The 17,266-nt window shown below is 48.6% G+C and carries 17 protein-coding genes; 8 read left to right on the forward strand and 9 right to left on the reverse strand.

The window, feature by feature from the left end:
- Window positions 1-116 precede the first annotated feature (116 nt).
- Window positions 117-878, reverse strand: coding sequence for an AAA family ATPase (locus tag ACQW03_RS08795; protein WP_258298049.1), 762 nt, complete (start codon window positions 876-878; stop codon window positions 117-119).
- A 212-nt stretch (window positions 879-1,090) separates the two neighbouring features.
- On the opposite strand from ACQW03_RS08795, the gene mprF reads away from it, so the two are divergent.
- The gene (gene mprF / locus ACQW03_RS08800; protein WP_023986739.1) at window positions 1,091-3,733 is read left to right on the forward strand and encodes a bifunctional lysylphosphatidylglycerol flippase/synthetase MprF; all 2,643 of its coding nucleotides are present in this window, start codon (window positions 1,091-1,093) and stop codon (window positions 3,731-3,733) included.
- 106 nt (window positions 3,734-3,839) lie between these two features.
- On the opposite strand, the gene ACQW03_RS08805 is transcribed toward mprF, so the two are convergent.
- Window positions 3,840-4,466 carry a nitroreductase family protein gene (locus ACQW03_RS08805; protein ID WP_441949334.1) on the reverse strand — a complete coding sequence of 209 codons (627 nt, stop codon included), beginning with the start codon at window positions 4,464-4,466 and terminating at the stop codon, window positions 3,840-3,842.
- A 235-nt stretch (window positions 4,467-4,701) separates the two neighbouring features.
- Here ACQW03_RS08805 and ACQW03_RS08810 point away from each other — a divergent pair, with 235 nt between their 5' ends.
- Both ACQW03_RS08810 and ACQW03_RS08815 read left to right on the forward strand, forming a co-directional pair.
- Window positions 4,702-5,178, forward strand: coding sequence for a disulfide oxidoreductase (locus ACQW03_RS08810; protein ID WP_053324504.1), 477 nt, complete (start codon window positions 4,702-4,704; stop codon window positions 5,176-5,178).
- A 165-nt stretch (window positions 5,179-5,343) separates the two neighbouring features.
- A complete protein-coding gene (locus tag ACQW03_RS08815; protein WP_071639343.1) occupies window positions 5,344-5,841 on the forward strand; it encodes a CcdC family protein in 498 nt (165 codons plus the stop codon).
- Window positions 5,842-6,132: 291 nt separating this feature from the next.
- Here ACQW03_RS08815 and map read toward each other — a convergent pair whose 3' ends face one another.
- A complete protein-coding gene (map, locus tag ACQW03_RS08820; RefSeq protein ID WP_023986734.1) occupies window positions 6,133-6,879 on the reverse strand; it encodes a type I methionyl aminopeptidase in 747 nt (248 codons plus the stop codon).
- 193 nt (window positions 6,880-7,072) lie between these two features.
- On the opposite strand from map, the gene ACQW03_RS08825 reads away from it, so the two are divergent.
- From ACQW03_RS08825 to ACQW03_RS08840, 4 genes are all read left to right on the forward strand, one after another.
- Window positions 7,073-7,768: a GntR family transcriptional regulator gene (locus ACQW03_RS08825; RefSeq protein ID WP_071639342.1), complete on the forward strand. Its 696-nt coding sequence runs from the start codon at window positions 7,073-7,075 to the stop codon at window positions 7,766-7,768.
- Between the two features lie 131 nt (window positions 7,769-7,899).
- Window positions 7,900-9,261, forward strand: a complete 1,362-nt coding sequence (locus ACQW03_RS08830; protein ID WP_441949338.1) for a GntP family permease — start codon at window positions 7,900-7,902, stop codon at window positions 9,259-9,261.
- A gap of 41 nt (window positions 9,262-9,302) precedes the next feature.
- Window positions 9,303-10,850: a gluconokinase gene (gntK, locus tag ACQW03_RS08835; RefSeq protein ID WP_441949340.1), complete on the forward strand. Its 1,548-nt coding sequence runs from the start codon at window positions 9,303-9,305 to the stop codon at window positions 10,848-10,850.
- A 92-nt stretch (window positions 10,851-10,942) separates the two neighbouring features.
- On the forward strand, window positions 10,943-11,128 hold the full coding sequence (locus ACQW03_RS08840; RefSeq protein WP_071559410.1) for a hypothetical protein: 186 nt from the start codon (window positions 10,943-10,945) through the stop codon (window positions 11,126-11,128).
- A gap of 179 nt (window positions 11,129-11,307) precedes the next feature.
- Here the strand turns inward: ACQW03_RS08840 and ACQW03_RS08845 are convergent, their stop codons facing one another.
- The 3 genes from ACQW03_RS08845 to ACQW03_RS08855 all read right to left on the reverse strand — a co-directional run bounded on the left by ACQW03_RS08845 (window position 11,308) and on the right by ACQW03_RS08855 (window position 13,331).
- Window positions 11,308-11,427 carry a hypothetical protein gene (locus tag ACQW03_RS08845; protein ID WP_013369112.1) on the reverse strand — a complete coding sequence of 40 codons (120 nt, stop codon included), beginning with the start codon at window positions 11,425-11,427 and terminating at the stop codon, window positions 11,308-11,310.
- Window positions 11,428-11,543: 116 nt separating this feature from the next.
- The gene (locus ACQW03_RS08850; protein WP_441949342.1) at window positions 11,544-12,365 is read right to left on the reverse strand and encodes a serine/threonine protein kinase; all 822 of its coding nucleotides are present in this window, start codon (window positions 12,363-12,365) and stop codon (window positions 11,544-11,546) included.
- A gap of 144 nt (window positions 12,366-12,509) precedes the next feature.
- On the reverse strand, window positions 12,510-13,331 hold the full coding sequence (locus tag ACQW03_RS08855) for a MerR family transcriptional regulator (protein WP_441949344.1): 822 nt from the start codon (window positions 13,329-13,331) through the stop codon (window positions 12,510-12,512).
- Window positions 13,332-13,866: 535 nt separating this feature from the next.
- Between ACQW03_RS08855 and ACQW03_RS08860 the strand changes: the two genes are divergently transcribed.
- Entirely contained in the window at window positions 13,867-14,823 is a 957-nt protein-coding gene (locus tag ACQW03_RS08860) for an L-lactate dehydrogenase (RefSeq protein WP_028541197.1), read from the forward strand.
- A gap of 72 nt (window positions 14,824-14,895) precedes the next feature.
- On the opposite strand, the gene ACQW03_RS08865 is transcribed toward ACQW03_RS08860, so the two are convergent.
- Genes ACQW03_RS08865 through ACQW03_RS08875 form a run of 3 tightly spaced genes read right to left on the reverse strand, consistent with a single transcriptional unit; the run spans window position 14,896 to window position 17,254 of the window.
- Complete coding sequence (locus ACQW03_RS08865) at window positions 14,896-15,624, reverse strand: ABC transporter permease (protein ID WP_209940867.1); 729 nt, start codon at window positions 15,622-15,624, stop codon at window positions 14,896-14,898.
- Window positions 15,624-16,340, reverse strand: a complete 717-nt coding sequence (locus ACQW03_RS08870; protein WP_441949347.1) for an ABC transporter permease — start codon at window positions 16,338-16,340, stop codon at window positions 15,624-15,626. The genes ACQW03_RS08865 and ACQW03_RS08870 overlap by 1 nt, the downstream gene beginning before the upstream one ends.
- The gene (locus ACQW03_RS08875) at window positions 16,337-17,254 is read right to left on the reverse strand and encodes an ABC transporter ATP-binding protein (protein WP_071639336.1); all 918 of its coding nucleotides are present in this window, start codon (window positions 17,252-17,254) and stop codon (window positions 16,337-16,339) included. The genes ACQW03_RS08870 and ACQW03_RS08875 overlap by 4 nt, the downstream gene beginning before the upstream one ends.
- Between the last annotated feature and the right edge of the window lie 12 nt (window positions 17,255-17,266).

Raw genomic sequence — 17,266 nt, forward strand, 5'->3', positions numbered from 1 at the left:
CTGAATCTTTCCTTTGGCAGAACAGCAAAAAGGAACAACCTGAAAAGACGATGTTGTCCCTCTCATGCGAATGACCAGGGTAAATTTATGAAACGGTCTGGCGGTCCCTATGATCCCTATTGTGGATCTTCGAATAGCTCCTGTATCATCTTTTCCTTGTTATTCAGAAATTGTTTCGTGATGATAAAATGATCGGTTTCCTCCAGCGTCCGGGTGTCGATCCCTTCATGTGTCAGATGATACAATATGGAATCTGGATACGCCATCAAAATGGGGGAATGAGTAGAAATGATAAACTGTGAGCCCTGCTGTACCAGCTCGTGAATCCGTGCAAGCATGGCCATCTGGCGCAAAGGAGATAACGCAGCCTCCGGTTCATCCAAAATATACAATCCTTGTCCTCCAAAACGATGCACAAAGGCAGCAAAAAAAGACTCGCCATGCGACTGCTCATGCAGCGATTTACCCCCGTAGGAATTTCGAATCGGTCGTCCTCCTCCTTCGCGATCCAGCTCGTCGATATGAGTCGCCACATTATAGTAGCTTTCCGCCCGGAAAAAGAAGCCATCCCTCGGCTTTTCTATCCCTCTCACCAGCCGGATATGCTCATGCAGTGAGGAATGCGTGGCTTGTGTAGAAAAATTGAAGTTTTTAGTACCGCCCTCTGGATTAAATCCCCACGCGACCGCGATTGCCTCCATAAGCGTCGATTTACCTACACCGTTTTCTCCAATAATATAGGTAACGGAAGGATGGAATTTAAGTTCATTCCACTGGTGTAAGGCTTTTAAGTTAAACGGATATTGGCTCTCGTCAGCATCTGGAGGCCATATCAGCTCCAGGCGACGTATAAAAAGATTACGATCCCATATACTCATGTCCAGTTCAGCTCCATTGCCAAGCAATTCACTAGGTTTTCCATCATTATATTGGAATTATTTACAGCAATCAAACTGAAACCCCATTTCGTAACCCTTCTGTTGTTATTCAAACGATTATTACAGGTATAATATATAGTAATGTTCATCGGGCATGAAATCTAAGCACTTCATTCCGTGTACATCTCATTCTTTTCCAAGCAGGTGAATCTATGAAATCTAATCACAAACCGATTCAATCCTTTAAAATCGTACAGTTCGTGATGACCGTCTACAGGCAGCGATTGACACGTATTCTGCTACCACTGGCTGTACTGGCTTTTATTATATGGGAGGCCGGACGAGAGCTAAAAGACTTTAATCTGGCGCGTATGCTTCATGAACTGCGGCGAATGGATGCCACCTTTCTGATCGAGATTGGCTTGTTCTCACTGGCTGCCGTGGCGGCTATGAGCGCATACGATTACGTAATCAGGCATCATTTCAAGCTTCAGGTCAAGCCTGGAACGACATTTCGCTACGCCTGGATCTCCAATACCTTCAATAATGTCTTTGGTTTTGCAGGCTTTACAGGAGCGGGCCTTCGCACAGTGCTCTATAAAAAAAGCGGTGTGCCGTTGGGTGTCATCACCTCTGCGGTCGTGTTTCTTTCGCCAGTCGTCATTACCGGACTATCTTTGCTGGCTTGGGGAGCCATTGTCCATTTGTATCCGGTACAGCCTGTACTGGATGCTCATCCTTGGCTTCATTGGGCGCTATGGGGAATGGCATTGTACTTGCCGCTATTTCTGATCATGCAGCGCTCCAAACGGTACTCCACATGGTTCAACAAGGGAGAAGGACAGCTTTCCTGGTCCACCATCTCCGCTTCCATCAGTGCTTCCCTGCTGGAGTGGCTGCTGGCTGGCCTTACCTTTGCATGGATCGGCTCGCACTTGCTCCATGAACTGCCGATGCATGCTGTGTTCGGCATTTATGTAATAGCCGCAATTGCCGGGTTGATCAGTCTTGCACCCGGAGGGGTCGGGGCATTCGACATCATTGCCCTGCTCGGGCTGCAAATGGCGGGAGCCAACTCAGATCGGGCACTGGCTGTGCTGCTGGTCTTTCGCGTCTTTTATTACATCATCCCGTGGCTCATCGGCTTGGTGTTAGCCGCGCTGGAAATGATTCCGCGTAACGAGCGCCTAAATCAGCTAGCTGAGACGGGCTGGGACTACTCCCTTAATGCTTGGCAGAAGGTATGGGGCTGGCCTGGTCAATTCCGGTTTTTGGCAGATCTAGGAGTATGGGCGCTTGGTAAGCTGGTACTCATCTCCGGCGTGGTGCTTCTTTTGTCGGCAGCTACGCCAGGTCTGTTATATCGGCTCCGCTTTGCTGAGCATTTGCTCAGCCTGCCCGTCATGCGCTTGTCGCATGAAATCTCAGTCATCATCGGGATTATGCTTGTCGTTCTGTCCCACGGAATCTCTCTGCGTATTCGCAGAGCATTACGACTGACATTGATACTGCTGCTGGCCGGCGCCATTTTCACCTTCATTAAAGGTCTGGATTTTGAAGAAGCCTTATTCCTACTGTTCGTGGCGTTAATGCTATGGATCTCGCGCTCGCGGTTTTATCGGGTCAGTGCACCGCTGAATCGGCACAATATTTTAATATGGGGCGGATTATCTCTACTCGTAACTGGGGCTTATTTTATCATTGGGGCAGGCTCCAATACTCCGTTTATGCGCCATTTGCACGCCAAGGTCCATCTGGACTTTTTTATGAACCGCAGCGATTACGGAGTTACTGCCGTGTTTAGTCTGATTTTGGCATGGGTATTCCTGACGGTGTACTTCTTTCTTCGACCTCAGCGTGGTATCAGCAATCTACCCGACGCGCAGGAGCTGGATAAGCTAAAAGAATTTTTGGAACGACAGGGTGGTAATCTCGTTTCTCATATGCTTTTTCTGGGCGATAAATATCTGTACTGGACCAAAAATGAACAGGTCGTCATTCCCTATGCTCGCAGCCGGGACAAACTGATTGTATTAGGTGACCCACTCGGTCCAAAAGAACGTGTGAGTGAAGCGATTCAGGAATTTCAGCGTTTCGCAGATCGGTATGCGTTAACGGCTGTATTTTATCAGGCATCACCGGAGTATTTGTCCATCTATCACGAGAACGGCTATCGCTTTTTCAAACTCGGCGAGGAAGCACTGGTGCCGCTGGAATCCTTTACACTGACGGGCAAAAGCAATCAGGCGCTACGCAGCGCCAAAAACCGCTTTGACCGCGATGGCTACTCGTTCGAAATCATCCAACCGCCTCTAGAGGCGTCACTGATTGAGGAGATGCGACATGTTTCGAATATTTGGCTGGACGGGCGCAAGGAGAAGGGATATTCACTCGGCTGGTTCAAAGAACCCTATCTTCAGTTGGCTCCGATTGCATTGCTAAAGGACTCTGAAGGGAAGGTCATCGCTTTCGCTACGATGGCCCCTGCCTATGATCATGGACGGACGGTCTCCATTGACCTGATGCGCCACTTGCCTGACACGCCAAATGGCACGATGGATTATTTATTCACACGGGTCATTGAGTGGGCCAAGGAGAGTGGATATACGACATTTAATCTGGGAATGGCACCTCTGTCCCAGGTAGGGCAAAGCGAAAAGGCATTGCGCGAGGAAAAGCTGGCTCGACTTGTTTTTCAATACGGGGGACATTTTTACGGTTTTCAGGGGCTTCGGCGCTTTAAGGATAAATTCAAGCCGCAATGGGAGCCACGCTATCTGGCCTATCCGGCTTCTGTCTTTCTACCGATCCTGACGCTGGAGCTGGTATATCTCGTGTCCAAACGCTCGGACTAAACAAAGGGCTAACCAAAAGGCTTTTGACAGCCTAACACGACGAAAAAAAGGGTGTTCCCCAACCACGAACGGTTGCAGGAACACCCTTTTACATTCACAAATCTTCTTAGAAGCTACCTTTTACAACAACTTCAGAAAGTGGGAAACGTCCTGATGGACGTGCTGGCACTTGTGCCTTACCTACGCTAATAAGCAGGGTTGGCAGGTAACGTGCCGGAATATTGAATTGCTCGATCAATTGTGCTGGAATGAAACCGCCCATTGCGCAAGTGTCGTAGCCCAGAGATTTAGCAGCCAGCATAATATTTTGTGCTGCAAGAGCAGAGTTGAGGATGGCTGCATCGCGAGCTACTTGCGGGTTTTGGTATGCGCCGTTGATTTGACCTACCAATGCGTCACGGATTTCTGCTGGCAGTGCGCCTGTTTCTACCGCTTGATCATAAATAACGGTGTTGCGGTTCGCTTCCAAATCACCCAATACGGCAATCGTAACGGAACTTTCCGCTACTTGACCCTGATTGTAGGCGATAGGCAGCAATTTTTGCTTGTCCGCTTCGCTTTCGATAACAAGGAATTTCCAATGTTGAAGGTTCCAAGCGGAAGGAGCTTCTATCGCCGCAGTCAAAATAGCCTCCAAATCTTCCTCTGGCAATTTAAAATCCTTAACATAGCTCTTTACCGCGTGTCTTTCACTAATAATAGATAGGGTTTCATTTTTTGGACTGCTCGACATTCTAGGCACACTCCTAATTTCTTAATATATATCTAACTTGAATCCTCATTAACTTCCCAAACTACTGCAATTATAAAAATGATAGTGAATGATGTCAATATGTTTAAGTATGACCCTGCACTCAAAATACAGTACAATACGGATTAAGACATACATATCGGCAGATGCCTGCCGATGGGACAAGACACGGGTGAGTTCATTTTGTTCTCATTTGAATTAAAAAAGGAGCGTTACTATGATTGGATCGTTTAAAAAAACGGATATTGCTTTGTTTGCCGCCTGGGTTGTAGCTTGTGTGGCCACATTGGGCAGTCTGTATCTCAGCGAGATTTTGGGGTATGAGCCTTGTAAGCTGTGCTGGTTTCAGCGCATTCTGATGTATCCCCTGACCCTTCTGCTCGGAATTGCATATTTTCGAGGAGATTCGGGGATACGTCGTTACGTCATGCCGTTGGCTATCATTGGAGGCGCGATTTCAGCTTATCATTTTATCATTCAGCGCATCCATGCAGCCGCCAAAGCAGCTGCGCAAACTTCAACTTCCTGCGGCAGAGTATCCTGTGAACAGGATTACCTGAACTGGTTCGATTTTATCACCATTCCTTTTCTCGCACTGATCGCCTTTATCCTTATTATTGCAGCCATGGGTTATATCATGCGTCAGGAGAAAAAATCAGCTCAAGGAGAGGTACAAGCAAAGGAACTCGCATAAGTATGAAAGAGACCTAATTATAGGACCCGTTACCACCAAGAGGCGTATAATCCGCTTGCCCGAGGAAAGACTGTAACTAAATATATCCATTGCATATGTGGTATAATGTAAAAGGTTTGCAGTCTGTCCAATAACGCTTATATTCCTTATAGAGGGGGCCAGTCCATGTTTCATATTAGCACCCCATTGCTGCAATATGGCGCAACCTTCGGTATGATCTTAATCGCTATTTCGGCTATTTTCATCCGCATGAAGACAGGTCATCGCCCGATTAATGCCAAAAAAATCATCATCCCTCCGCTCGGCATGAGCACCGGCTTTATGATGTTTGTGGTGCCGGAGGTACGGGTTCCCTATCTTTGGGCGCTGGGTGCTTTTCTGGTCGGCTGGTTTATTTTTTCTTACCCGTTGATCCGCAGCACCAAATTTGAGTTGCAAGAAGGGCTGGTTTTCGTGCAACGCTCACGTACCTTCTTTTTTATCCTGATCAGCCTGCTGATCATCCGATTGCTGCTGCATGAATTTATTCAGCATTATATTACCATTCCGCAGACAGCAGGGCTATTTTTCATCCTAGCCTTCGGGACCTTGTTACACTGGCGGCTTCGTATGTATTTTCAATATCGTCAGTTCGTTCCGAACGAGGCGGAAGTTCGCACCTGACAAACGGTTTTTTAACATGCATGCTCGCATGTTGCTGTATAGACCAAAAAGACACGTTCTCCCAACAGGAGCCGTGTCTTTTTGGTCTTTTTGGTCTATCAGGTCTACATTATGCATTCCGGAAAAAGGAGCTATTCGATTGCGTCCCTCTGTCTTCGCAGTGTACAGCATCCGATCTGCTGCTCGATCAGCTCTTCACGCTGACTCTGGCGTTCGGGGAGGCAGATGAACACGCCCAGACTGACTGTCATTCACCACGGTAGTCTGTATGCCACCGATGAATGCCTACTTTTATTGCTGGGTCAAAATGATCGGACCATCTGCTGTAATGGCCAGCGTATGCTCGTATTGCGCAGACAAACCGCCGTCCAACGTGCGTGCGGTCCAGCCGTCCGCATCAATTTTACTGCGGTATGTGCCTGTGTTGAGCATCGGCTCAATTGTAATGACCATGCCCTCTTTTAAGCGTGGTCCACGGTGCGGCGGTCCGTAATGTGGAACCTGCGGTTGCTCATGCATCTCTTCCCCGATGCCGTGCCCAATAAATTCGCGTACGACCGAGAAGCCTTCTGCTTCCGCGTAGGTTTGTATCGCATGGGAAATATCTCCGATTCGGTTACCGATAACGGCTTGCTCAATCCCTTTATACAGCGATTCCTTGGTAACATCCAGCAGCTTTTGCGCCTGCTCAGACACATTACCCACCGCATACGACCAAGCGGAATCTGCCAGCCAGCCATTCAGGTTCACAACCATGTCGATCGTCACGATGTCCCCGTCCTTCAACGGTGTCTTATTCGGAAAGCCGTGGCAAATCACATCGTTAGGTGAGCCACATGTTGCAAACTGGTAGCCGTTATAGCCCTTTTGCTCCGGCGTTGCGCCATGCTTCTTCATAAAGGATTCTGCGAAAGCGTCGATTTCCAGTGTCGTAATGCCTGGCTTGATCATTTTGGCAATTTCCCGGTGGCAAGCAGCCAAAATGTCTCCAGCTTTTTTCATATTTTCAATTTGTTCTTTGGTTTTAATGATAATCATTAAACGGTCTCCTTCTTTTCCGTGTTCGTTCCACTTTTCACTGCTTCTTTTTTCTGCTTCTATTGTAACGCTAAAAGCAGCGAAATGGAACCGATGTCAATTGATACCGTTTACAAGGATCTTAAACGGGGTATATAATACTCCGTAACTTGTATACCAGTATGCAAAATCATTTCCATGATAGGAGTATCCTATGAAATATCCAACAACCTGGTTACAGGGCGCATCGCTTGGGGAAAGGATTGCTTGTGAACTTCGGCTTCAGATTATACGCGGCATTCAGACACCAGGCACTGTGCTATCTGAGAATCAGATTGCCGCCGATTTTGGTACCAGTCGTTCTCCGGTGCGTGAAGCCTTGAAGGCACTCTCGGGCGAAGGACTGATCCGCTTGGAGCGCATGGGGGCGGTTGTCGTCGGCATGACACCCAGTGATATGGAGGAGCTATTCGATGTGCGAATGCTGATTGAGCATTTTGTTGTACAAAGGTATGTACATAGTGATAATGCAGCATTAGTGACTTCTTTGAATCAGATGATTGACAAAATGGAAGTCGCTCTCAAGTACAGGGATGTCGTTGAATTTTCTCTTCAGGATTTTAATTTTCATGAGGCTCTGGTTCTGGAAGCAGGCCATACCCGTATTCTTCATACCTGGAACGGTATGAGACAGTTAATCCTGACCGTCATGTTAGCTGCAACAGAACAACGATTTGCGTCCAACATCGAAGAATCACAAGTCACGATTCACAAACATCGAACCTTTGCAAACGCTTTAAATCAAGGGAATGCTCAGGAGATGTCCGGATTTATTGAGGATCATTATCGAGATACCCGCAACGCGGTTAACGATAGCGTTCTGTCTCCCTACAGAAAGACATCGTCCTAGCCGCAACATGCGTGACAAAGAGCCGATGTACCGCGCTTTTATGCGTTTCTTGCTGGCGCGGTTCTCTTTTAATTGAAGTTGTCGACAAGTATACATTTGGCTAAACATATATAAATAAGGAGCATTACTTCATGAACACATTATTCGGCTTGAGCCATAACGCGTCCCTGCTCATATGGGCGCTAGTTACCGTCATTCTTTTGATTTTGCTGATTGCCAAATTCAAATGGAATCCCTTCGTTTCACTACTGCTTTCGTCGGTATTTCTCGGACTGGTTAACGGGATGCCGGGACATGAAGTTACTGCCTCCATCACCAAGGGGCTCGGCAGTACACTCGGCTCCATCGCCATCGTGATCGGTTTAGGCACCATGCTCGGTAAAATGATGGCAGAATCCGGCGGTGCCGAACGCATCGCGACCACACTGATGGATCGTTTTGGTGAAAAACGCGTTCATTGGGCGATGATGATCGTAGGCTTTATCGTGGGAATTCCGGTATTTTTTGAGGTTGGTATTATTTTATTAATTCCCATCCTGTTCACGGTTGCCCGTAAAATGAATATGTCTCTGCTGAAAATCGGTATTCCAATGCTGGCAGGACTATCGACGGTACACGGTCTTTTGCCACCCCACCCGGCTCCGATGATCGCAATTGAAGCCTTTAACGCCAATATTGGACGCACGATAGGATATGCACTCATCGTGGGCATTCCATCCGCCATTATTGCAGGCCCGGTCTTCGGCGCTTTGATTGGCAAAAGAATCATGGTCAGACCTTCCGAGAGGCTGGACGAGCAGTTCAGAAATACGACGGGACGGTCGCTGCCTCCTTTTTGGATTACTTTGTTCACCATTTTGTTGCCTGTTATTCTAATGCTTAGCGGATCAGTCGCTGAAATCGTAGACCCGGCCAATACACATCCACTCACTGTATTTTTCAAATTCATTGGTGATGAGGTTATGGCATTGCTAATTGCGGCCGTGTTTTCTTTTTTCTCGCTAGGCTATGCACGTGGTCTAAAGAAAGAGGACTTGTCCCGTTTTACCAGTGAATGTCTGGCACCAACAGCCTCTATTATCTTAATTATCGGGAGCGGTGGTGCATTTAAAACGGTATTGATCGACAGCGGTGTAGGTCAGGCCATTGCAGCGGTCGCTACGGGAGCCCATATGAATGTGATTGTATTTGCTTTTCTGGTCGCTGCGCTCATTCGTGTAGCCACTGGGTCAGCGACAGTCGCGATGACGACAGGCTCCGGTATTGTCGCACCTGTGCTGGCACTTACACCCGGCACGAATGTCGAACTGGTCGTCCTTGCTACAGGAGCAGGGTCGCTGATCTTGTCTCATGTGAATGACGCCGGTTTTTGGATGATTAAAGAGTTTTTCAATATGACGGTTCCGCAGACTCTAAAATCATGGACCGTTATGGAAACCATCCTCTCCCTGGTCGCTTTCGGTTTGATTATGCTGCTGAGTGTGTTAATTTAACGATAATGAGCTAATAACGGTAAGTGAAGGGGAGATTGAATATGACAGACACCCGATATATGATCGGCGTCGATATCGGTACAACCAGTACCAAAGCGGTGCTGTTCGAAGAAAACGGCATTATTGCCGCCCAGCACCATGTGGGCTATCCGCTCCATACGCCTGAGCCGGATGCGGCAGAACAGGACCCGGAAGATATTTTCAAAGCTGTCGTGACGACGGTGCAAGAGGTCATGAAACAAAGCGGAGTGTCAGCCGAGCATGTGCTGTTCGTCTCCTTCAGTTCGGCCATGCACAGCGTACTGGCGGTGGATAAGAACGGCAAACCACTGACCGCCTCCATTACTTGGGCAGATAACCGTAGCGCCAAATGGGCCGAAGCGCTCAAACATGAATACAACGGACACGATATTTACTTACGTACCGGAACGCCCATTCATCCCATGTCACCGCTAACGAAACTGATGTGGATTACGCGGGATTTACCGGATGTTGCGTCCCAGACGTACAAATTCATTTCCATTAAGGAGTACGTCTTTGCCCGGTTATTCCACCAATATGTCGTGGATCATTCGATCGCCTCTGCAACCGGACTTATGAATTTGCAGCAGCTGGGCTGGGACGAGGAAGCACTGCACATTGCAGGTGTGACGAAGGAGCAGCTATCCGAGTTGGTGCCGACAACTCATGTGCTCAAAGGGCTGGATGAGACCTATGCGCATGACATGGGTCTACTGAAGACGACTCCTTTTGTAATCGGGGCCAGCGACGGTGTCTTGTCCAACCTCGGTGTGAATGCGATCAAACCTGGAGTTGTCGCGGTTACCATCGGCACCAGCGGAGCCATCCGTACCGTAGTTGATAAGCCGCTCACGGATGCCAAAGGGCGCTTTTTCTGTTACGCCTTGACCGAAAAGCTGTGGGTCATCGGCGGCCCTGTGAACAATGGAGGTATAGTCTTCCGCTGGATCCGGGATGAATTTGCAGCCTCTGAGGTGGAAACGGCCAAACGACTGGGACTTGATCCATATCATGTGCTGACCCAAATTGCGGAACAGGTACGTCCTGGCTCCGACGGTCTGCTCTTTCTTCCGTACTTATCCGGTGAACGTGCGCCCCTGTGGGACCCGAATGCTCGCGGCTCCTTCTTCGGTCTGTCCCTGCGTCACAAAAAAGAGCATATGATTCGCGCCGCTCTGGAGGGTGTGCTGTTCAATTTGTATACCGTCATGCTCGCCATGGAAGAAGTCATCGACAGACCGTCAGTCATTCACGCCACTGGTGGATTTGCACGCTCGGAGCTATGGAGACAGCTCATGGCGGATATTTTCGATCAGGAAGTCATTATCCCTGAAAGTCTGGAAAGCTCATGTCTGGGCGCAGCTATACTGGGCTTGTACGCGCTGGGACGGATTGATTCGCTGGATGCTGTGTCCGGTATGATCGGTACCACTCACCAGCACAAACCTGTAGCAGAACACGTGGATATTTATCGCGATTTACTACCGATTTATATCCGCATTTCACGTAAATTCGAAGAAGAGTTCAAGGATATTGCGGAATTTCAGGCCAAGTCCCTACAATCTTAAATTAGTGGAACCTGTTCTAACGCTGCTGCGTATTACCGTTTTATAAAAACCTGTCTATGTCAGTTGGGCAGGGTAAGAAGGAGGATTAGACGATGCTTAAACAATTACTGCACCGCCTGCTACATTCCACCTCTCATTCTCATAAGCGGCGATACAGCAGCTCAGACCGTTATTACGAACGTGAACGTAAACACCATTCTTCTTCAGACGGTTACAAGAATAGCCACAATGGGCACCGATATTACAAAGATAAACGCCGTCATTACTCCAGTTCTTAGCCAAACAACAAGAAGTAGCGACGGAATAGAGCGTACCACAAGAAGCATGCCACAGGCTTCTTCAAACCCTATAAAGCGAAGACCCTTCTCATCTCAAGGGCCTTCGCTTTATTGTTGTGCGCCCTTCGTTATGCAGGGCAACATCTGTGCATTTTACAGGAAATCGGTTATGACCGAAATTACAGAAACAGGGTTTTAGAGATGATCACCAGCAAAATAAACAGAACCAGAATCGCTCCTACAGAGGTCCATGCTCCTACGCCGCAACCCATACCGCCTACTCCACACATATGACTCATTTACAACACTCCCTTCGCTCATTTACAGGATCATTGTATGTAGACCTGGTCAAATGCGTAAGGGGGGCATTCCCCCATTTTTGCGGCGAATGCCTGTTTATTTTTAGGGACTAACATTATGGGTTAACCTCTAGCAGCAACAATGCTTCCTCCAGCTCTTGCATAAACTGTCGGCTATTCTCATAACGTGGCCGAATCTGAAAAAGACGCTCCAGCACATGACGCACAGGTGAACTCAGTTTCAATTCTTCCTGCCAGCTTGCTGGCGGTTGATCCGGCTGAAGCTCGTAACTGCTATACAGCATAAAAAGCATTAAATGTCCGACATCGTACAAATCGCTGTAGACGGCGACATCTTGTCGCTCGAGTGCGCGTTTTTCCAGCATGGATTCGGTAAATACATCCTCCTGTCGCTCTCCCACAGCCAGAGCAAGACCAAAGTCGATCAGGTAAGGCTTCCCCTCGCGGTGAATCACATTGGGAATGCGGATATCCCGATGGATATAGCCCCACTCATGCACATGCAGAACTCGCTCCATTAACTCCAAAATGTAGACAACGCATTCCTGTTCTGTAAAGGAACGCTCCTGTTCAAATATAAGCTCCTCCAGCGTCATGCCAGAGATGTATTCCATGACTACATATATTCCGTTCGAATGTTCTACACTTTCGAGTAGCTTCGGAATATAGGGGTGTTCCATCTGCCGCATAATATGAGCCTCTCGCTGCAATAGCTGAACTGCCTTCGCCCGTTTGCTCGGTCTGGGCAATTTCACCGCCACCTCTTGTCCGCTGTGCCGATCCAGACAGAGATAGGTCAGACCATAGCTCCCCATGCCTAAAAGCGAACAAACATCATAACGTCCGCTCAGCAAGTCACCAGGCTGTTTCGGATAATCCATCCATGATTCATATGCGTTCCGCAACCAAGCAAACATACTTATATCCTTTCCTTTACATGCCGCAGCAACGTTTCTTATGCGGCTTGTTCTTGTATTCTTGTATTCCGTTATTATACCATCCACGATAAAAGACCATCAGAACCGGGAAGGTCTGATGGTCTTTATCAGAAAAGATGCTGGTTATGCCTCTCTGCGTCTGCGCGGTGTCAGACCAAGCCAGGACAGCAACGAACTGCGCGATTTTCGTTGCCTGCCCTGGTAGGTACGCAAATTCGTAATTAACTGCCGGTCCCGTTCCTCGTCGATCCTTTCTTTCATCCAGCGTTTTTGGTCCTCCAGTTGGTTAGACAGATTGATATTCTTTTCCACCAAACGGCTGTGCTCTGCTTCCAGCTCCTCCAAACGGCTCCGCATTTCCAACAAAGCGTTTTGCACCATGTCCTGCATCTGTGCCAGTTCTTGCGGCTCTACGGACTCCTGCGTTTGTACGGATACAGGCGCTTGTTCCAATCTATACTCAATGGTAGATGCCAAAGTCTGGAACTTCTCCTGCGACTGTAGCTGCATGGGTTCCTCTGACAGTTCCTGAGCATTCATTTCATCCTGTAACTCTGTCAGTTCAACCATAGCAGCAGCTTGCGCCTGCATGACCGTCTCTCCCCTACCCTCAGCTGCCGCCATTATTTCTTCCCAAGTTGCGGTCAGTGACTCCGCATCCGAGATGGGTGGCAAGCGGAATTCCTCACCCTCCATTTGAAAGGGGGCGGTCACTCTCTCAAGCACCACCTGAACCGCCTGCTCCATCGTCATATGCTGCTCACGCAATGCCCTCCGCATCACTTTCAAGCACTCAACATCCTCAGCACTGAACATTCTCGATTGATTCGCGGAACGCTGAAACACATACCCTTGCTCCTCCAGCGCCGCTGCATATTTACGAAGGGTACTCGCCCCGATTCCCAACTGCTTTGCTGCTTCCGTCGTCGATTTGCTTTCTTCCATTTAATCATTACCTCCCCGGATGGTATGGAAAGAAATTAGCTTGTATATGTAGAATTCGCGAAAACCATTGGAAACCCTTTGGCAAAAATGTTCTAATATTGCAGACTGCTAAGAACCTTTGTCATAACGGAATTTTGTAGAAATACAAGAAACGACATTGCAGAGAATACTTCTGTTTCATGTACCCTTCAGACTCTTTAAAGAGCGTCACATAAATGTCACACTTTTATGATTTCTATGGCACCATTCCTTCCATCAACATAGTCCATGTTATAATTTATACAGCGGTCACCTTAAATATAAATTGAAATGTCCTCTCCTACCTTCCAGTAAAAGTATTGATAATTTACGTTCATTCTACAATTAATCCTAGAAAGACACCTCTATTCACAGTTCATTTTTAATTTTCCAGAATGGAGACAAAAAAATGGATATTTTCAAAAGATCAGCAATATGTTATGTTATGTAACGTAAAATGGATTTCAGGCATAATTTGTAGCATATTAACGTTCGCTGGAACGAGGAGGCAACATAGATGAAGGGGAAGGCAAGGAAAGTAGCTATTGTCGGCGCGGGAATGGTCGGTTCGAGCTGTGCCTACTCAATGGTTAATCAGTCCATTTGTGATGAGATCATGATGATTGACCGCACGTATGATCGGGCTTTGGCCCATGCACTGGATCTGTCCCATTGTATGGATTTTACGTCCACACGTACCAAGGTACGTGCAGGCACGTATGCAGACTGTACGGATATGGACGTTGTGATTATAACGGCTGGAGCCAACCCTAAACCGGGTCAAGACCGCCTATCTGTGCTGGATGACGCAGTGCTTATTACCAGAGAGATTGTAACAGCGATTATGGAGGGTGGTTTCGACGGTATATTCGTCATTGCCGCTAATCCTGTCGACATTGTAACGTATATGGTACAAAGTATATCCGGTCTGCCGCGCAACAAGGTGATCGGCACGGGCACCTCCATTGACTCATCCCGACTCAAGACGTTGCTTTCTGAAGTATTTTCCATAGATCCACGTAGCGTACAAGGGTATGCGCTTGGCGAACATGGCGAATCCCAATTCGTTGCCTGGTCACACGTAACGATTGGCGGCAAGCCGCTTTTACACATTTTGCGTCAGCATAAGGAACGATTCAGCCACGTCGATCTGGACGACATTGCCCGTAAGACCAGGGATGCAGGCTGGGAGATCTTCACCCGCAAAGGCGCCACTTATTTTGGTATTGCCAATGCGCTGGCGTACATTACACGTTCCATTTTAAATGATGATGGTAAAATTATAGCGGTCTCTGCTGTATTGGACGGCGAGTACGGGCACACCGATGTCTGCACGGGCGTTCCGGCGATTATCGGCAGCAGAGGAATTCAAGAGGTCATCGAGCTGGAGCTAAGTCCGGAAGAACAAGCGAAGTTCGACGCCTCTTGCCACTTTATCAGCAATAATATCCGTGCCATTTCAGGCTTAGTGTAAACCAATAGCACAGTAAAAAAACTCCTTACCCTCATTGAGGATAAGGAGTTTTTGCAATCCCCGTATTTCGCCCTATATCTCTTTATAACGAAATACTGTCAGTCCCGCCAACGTAAATACGACAAAGCTACCCATTATAACCGTCAACAGTGTGTCCGTTGGCACCATGAATGCCCCGAAGTTGTCTCTTCCACTCGGCATCATCGCCAATAAAGGCTGTGTCCATGGATAGTACGGACCGTAGGTTTGAGAATTGGCGACCAGAATATTCGGCACGGTGAAGACGAAATTCAACGCAAGCGGTGCGGCAAAGCTGGACCACAGGAAGGACACCATCAACTGCAACGCAGCCAGCGGCAGGCAGGCTACCCAACCGGCGAGCAAACTTTGAGCGATCACGGCCCATGGAATCGGTCCGTTCATGTCCTGCACAACTCCAACACCCAGCAACGCTCCTCCGAACAGTAGCTGGGTCAATCCGACCAAGGCCATAATGATTGTCAGCTTGGCCGCATACAGACTCGTGCGGGACAATGGCAATGACATCAGCTGCTTCCAACCGCCGCCCCCATGCTCGAATCGGCAGACCAGAGATGCAAATACGGCGGTCAGCATCGGCATGAACAGCAGCGCATGAACTGTAAGCATGGCAGACAACAACACCTGCCAATTCCCTCCCGGGTTTGCCAGCAAACCAATCAAGACGGCAATCGCTGGGCTGACGAGCGCAAGGAGCCAGACGGGCGATTTCGCCATTTTCATACGTTCAACAGAAAGCAGCCGTACATATCCTCCGAACATTACGCCACATCCTTTCGGCTAAAATGGGCCGCTGTCAGCAGGCTGAGAAGCACACCCGTTCCGCACCCGACGGACGCAAACATCCACGCTTGAGGTGCAACCCATGCGAATTGAGGCCAGGCCAACGGAAACCATTCGGACAGCTGTGAAGCAAACAAGCTGCCGATGCCTAACGTAATGCCCAGTGTTACAGGCAGAGCCTGATTATGGAACGTGACCGTTAACCACAACAATAATACGAGCATAGGCAGCGTGCCGCCTAAAGGCCAAAATCCAAGCCGCAGTAATTCTCCAATCGGCGCCGGCTCTCCCCCGAAGCCGAGTAGCATGCCCAGTCCCCACGTCCCTACCGTCAGGAGTACACAGGACACACACAGCATCCCGATCGCCAGCGTCAGCTTGGCCATATAGACGCTAAATTTGGAAATCGGCAAGGCCAATAGCTGCTTCCAGGAATTGGACATATGCTCCACATTCGCCAACATGGAAGCGACCATGGTGGCTCCTAACACCAGCGCAAGGGGGACAAACATAGCGATGTTATCCATCAAGGATTCCCACAAATGGCCCTTGTATCGCGGAATCAGATAGTCATAGCGGAGTCCAAAGTTCAGCGCTTGCATCGCCACCAGCCCAAGGGGACCGAGAAACACCAGGAACCAGATTCCCTTTCTGCGTGCTTTGAGCAGATCCGCCGTGAGCGCCCGCAGCATCATAAGGAAGTTCCTCCTTTGCCCACCACTTGCATGAACATATCCTCCAGCGATTTGCGGCGTTCCTCTACACGGTATACGGCATGCGTATTTTCGACCAATCTTCTGACCAGCAGTGCAACAGCCGCATCATTCATGTTCTCGAAATCCAGCGCCGAGCCGTCCTTCACCGAATGATACCCCTGCTCACGCGCAATCAATTGGGCTGCTTCCGGTTCCGACACTACGACCCGAATTCCGCCGGCGGATTCCTGACGGAGATTATGAATTGTGTTTTGAAAGACCAGCTCTCCTTCACGGATAATACCCACAGTATTCGCCATATGCTCTACCTCGCTCAACAGATGGCTGGATACCAGCACGGTGATCCCCCGTTGCTTGGGCATCGCCTGAATCAATGTGCGCATTTCCTGAATACCCTCCGGGTCCAAACCATTCGTAGGCTCATCCAAAATGAGCACTTCGGGATTCCCAAGCAGGGCTGCTGCAATACCCAGTCTCTGCTTCATGCCCAGGGAGTAGCCTTTGACTGGACGTTTGGCATGCTTGGTCAGTCGGACGACCTCCAACACTTCCGCAATGTTTTGCTTGGGTACATTCAAAATACGGCGAATGGCCTCCAGATTTTCAATTGCGTTCAAATGACCATAATACGAAGGATACTCCACCAACGAGCCGACTTTACGCAAGATATCGAGCTTATGTCTGCGAATATCTTTGCCGAATATACGGATCGTTCCTCGAGTTGGGCGAATAAGTCCAAGCAGCATGCGGATCGTTGTCGTTTTCCCCGCTCCATTGGGACCCAGAAATCCGTAAATATCTCCCCGAGCTATTTTCAGGTCCAGCTGATTAACCGCCGCGCGGCCTTTGTATATTTTGCTGAGACTGTTCGTTTCAATAATGTATTCGTTCAAGTTCCTCACCTC

The organism is Paenibacillus sp. DRB1-1 (assembly GCF_052119485.1).
GTDB lineage: Bacteria > Bacillota > Bacilli > Paenibacillales > Paenibacillaceae > Paenibacillus > Paenibacillus polymyxa_B.

Coding starts and splice junctions, on each gene's coding strand:
- ACQW03_RS08810 (WP_053324504.1), top strand. CDS start 4,702: ATGATTGGATCGTTTAAAAAAACGGATATTGCTTTGTTTGCCGCCTGG.
- gntK (WP_441949340.1), top strand. CDS start 9,303: ATGACAGACACCCGATATATGATCGGCGTCGATATCGGTACAACCAGT.
- ACQW03_RS08870 (WP_441949347.1), bottom strand. CDS start 16,340: ATGATGCTGCGGGCGCTCACGGCGGATCTGCTCAAAGCACGCAGAAAG.
- ACQW03_RS08825 (WP_071639342.1), top strand. CDS start 7,073: ATGAAATATCCAACAACCTGGTTACAGGGCGCATCGCTTGGGGAAAGG.
- ACQW03_RS08805 (WP_441949334.1), bottom strand. CDS start 4,466: ATGTCGAGCAGTCCAAAAAATGAAACCCTATCTATTATTAGTGAAAGA.
- map (WP_023986734.1), bottom strand. CDS start 6,879: ATGATTATCATTAAAACCAAAGAACAAATTGAAAATATGAAAAAAGCT.
- ACQW03_RS08815 (WP_071639343.1), top strand. CDS start 5,344: ATGTTTCATATTAGCACCCCATTGCTGCAATATGGCGCAACCTTCGGT.
- ACQW03_RS08795 (WP_258298049.1), bottom strand. CDS start 878: ATGAGTATATGGGATCGTAATCTTTTTATACGTCGCCTGGAGCTGATA.
- mprF (WP_023986739.1), top strand. CDS start 1,091: ATGAAATCTAATCACAAACCGATTCAATCCTTTAAAATCGTACAGTTC.
- ACQW03_RS08840 (WP_071559410.1), top strand. CDS start 10,943: ATGCTTAAACAATTACTGCACCGCCTGCTACATTCCACCTCTCATTCT.
- ACQW03_RS08845 (WP_013369112.1), bottom strand. CDS start 11,427: ATGAGTCATATGTGTGGAGTAGGCGGTATGGGTTGCGGCGTAGGAGCA.
- ACQW03_RS08865 (WP_209940867.1), bottom strand. CDS start 15,624: ATGTTCGGAGGATATGTACGGCTGCTTTCTGTTGAACGTATGAAAATG.
- ACQW03_RS08830 (WP_441949338.1), top strand. CDS start 7,900: ATGAACACATTATTCGGCTTGAGCCATAACGCGTCCCTGCTCATATGG.
- ACQW03_RS08855 (WP_441949344.1), bottom strand. CDS start 13,331: ATGGAAGAAAGCAAATCGACGACGGAAGCAGCAAAGCAGTTGGGAATC.
- ACQW03_RS08860 (WP_028541197.1), top strand. CDS start 13,867: ATGAAGGGGAAGGCAAGGAAAGTAGCTATTGTCGGCGCGGGAATGGTC.
- ACQW03_RS08850 (WP_441949342.1), bottom strand. CDS start 12,365: ATGTTTGCTTGGTTGCGGAACGCATATGAATCATGGATGGATTATCCG.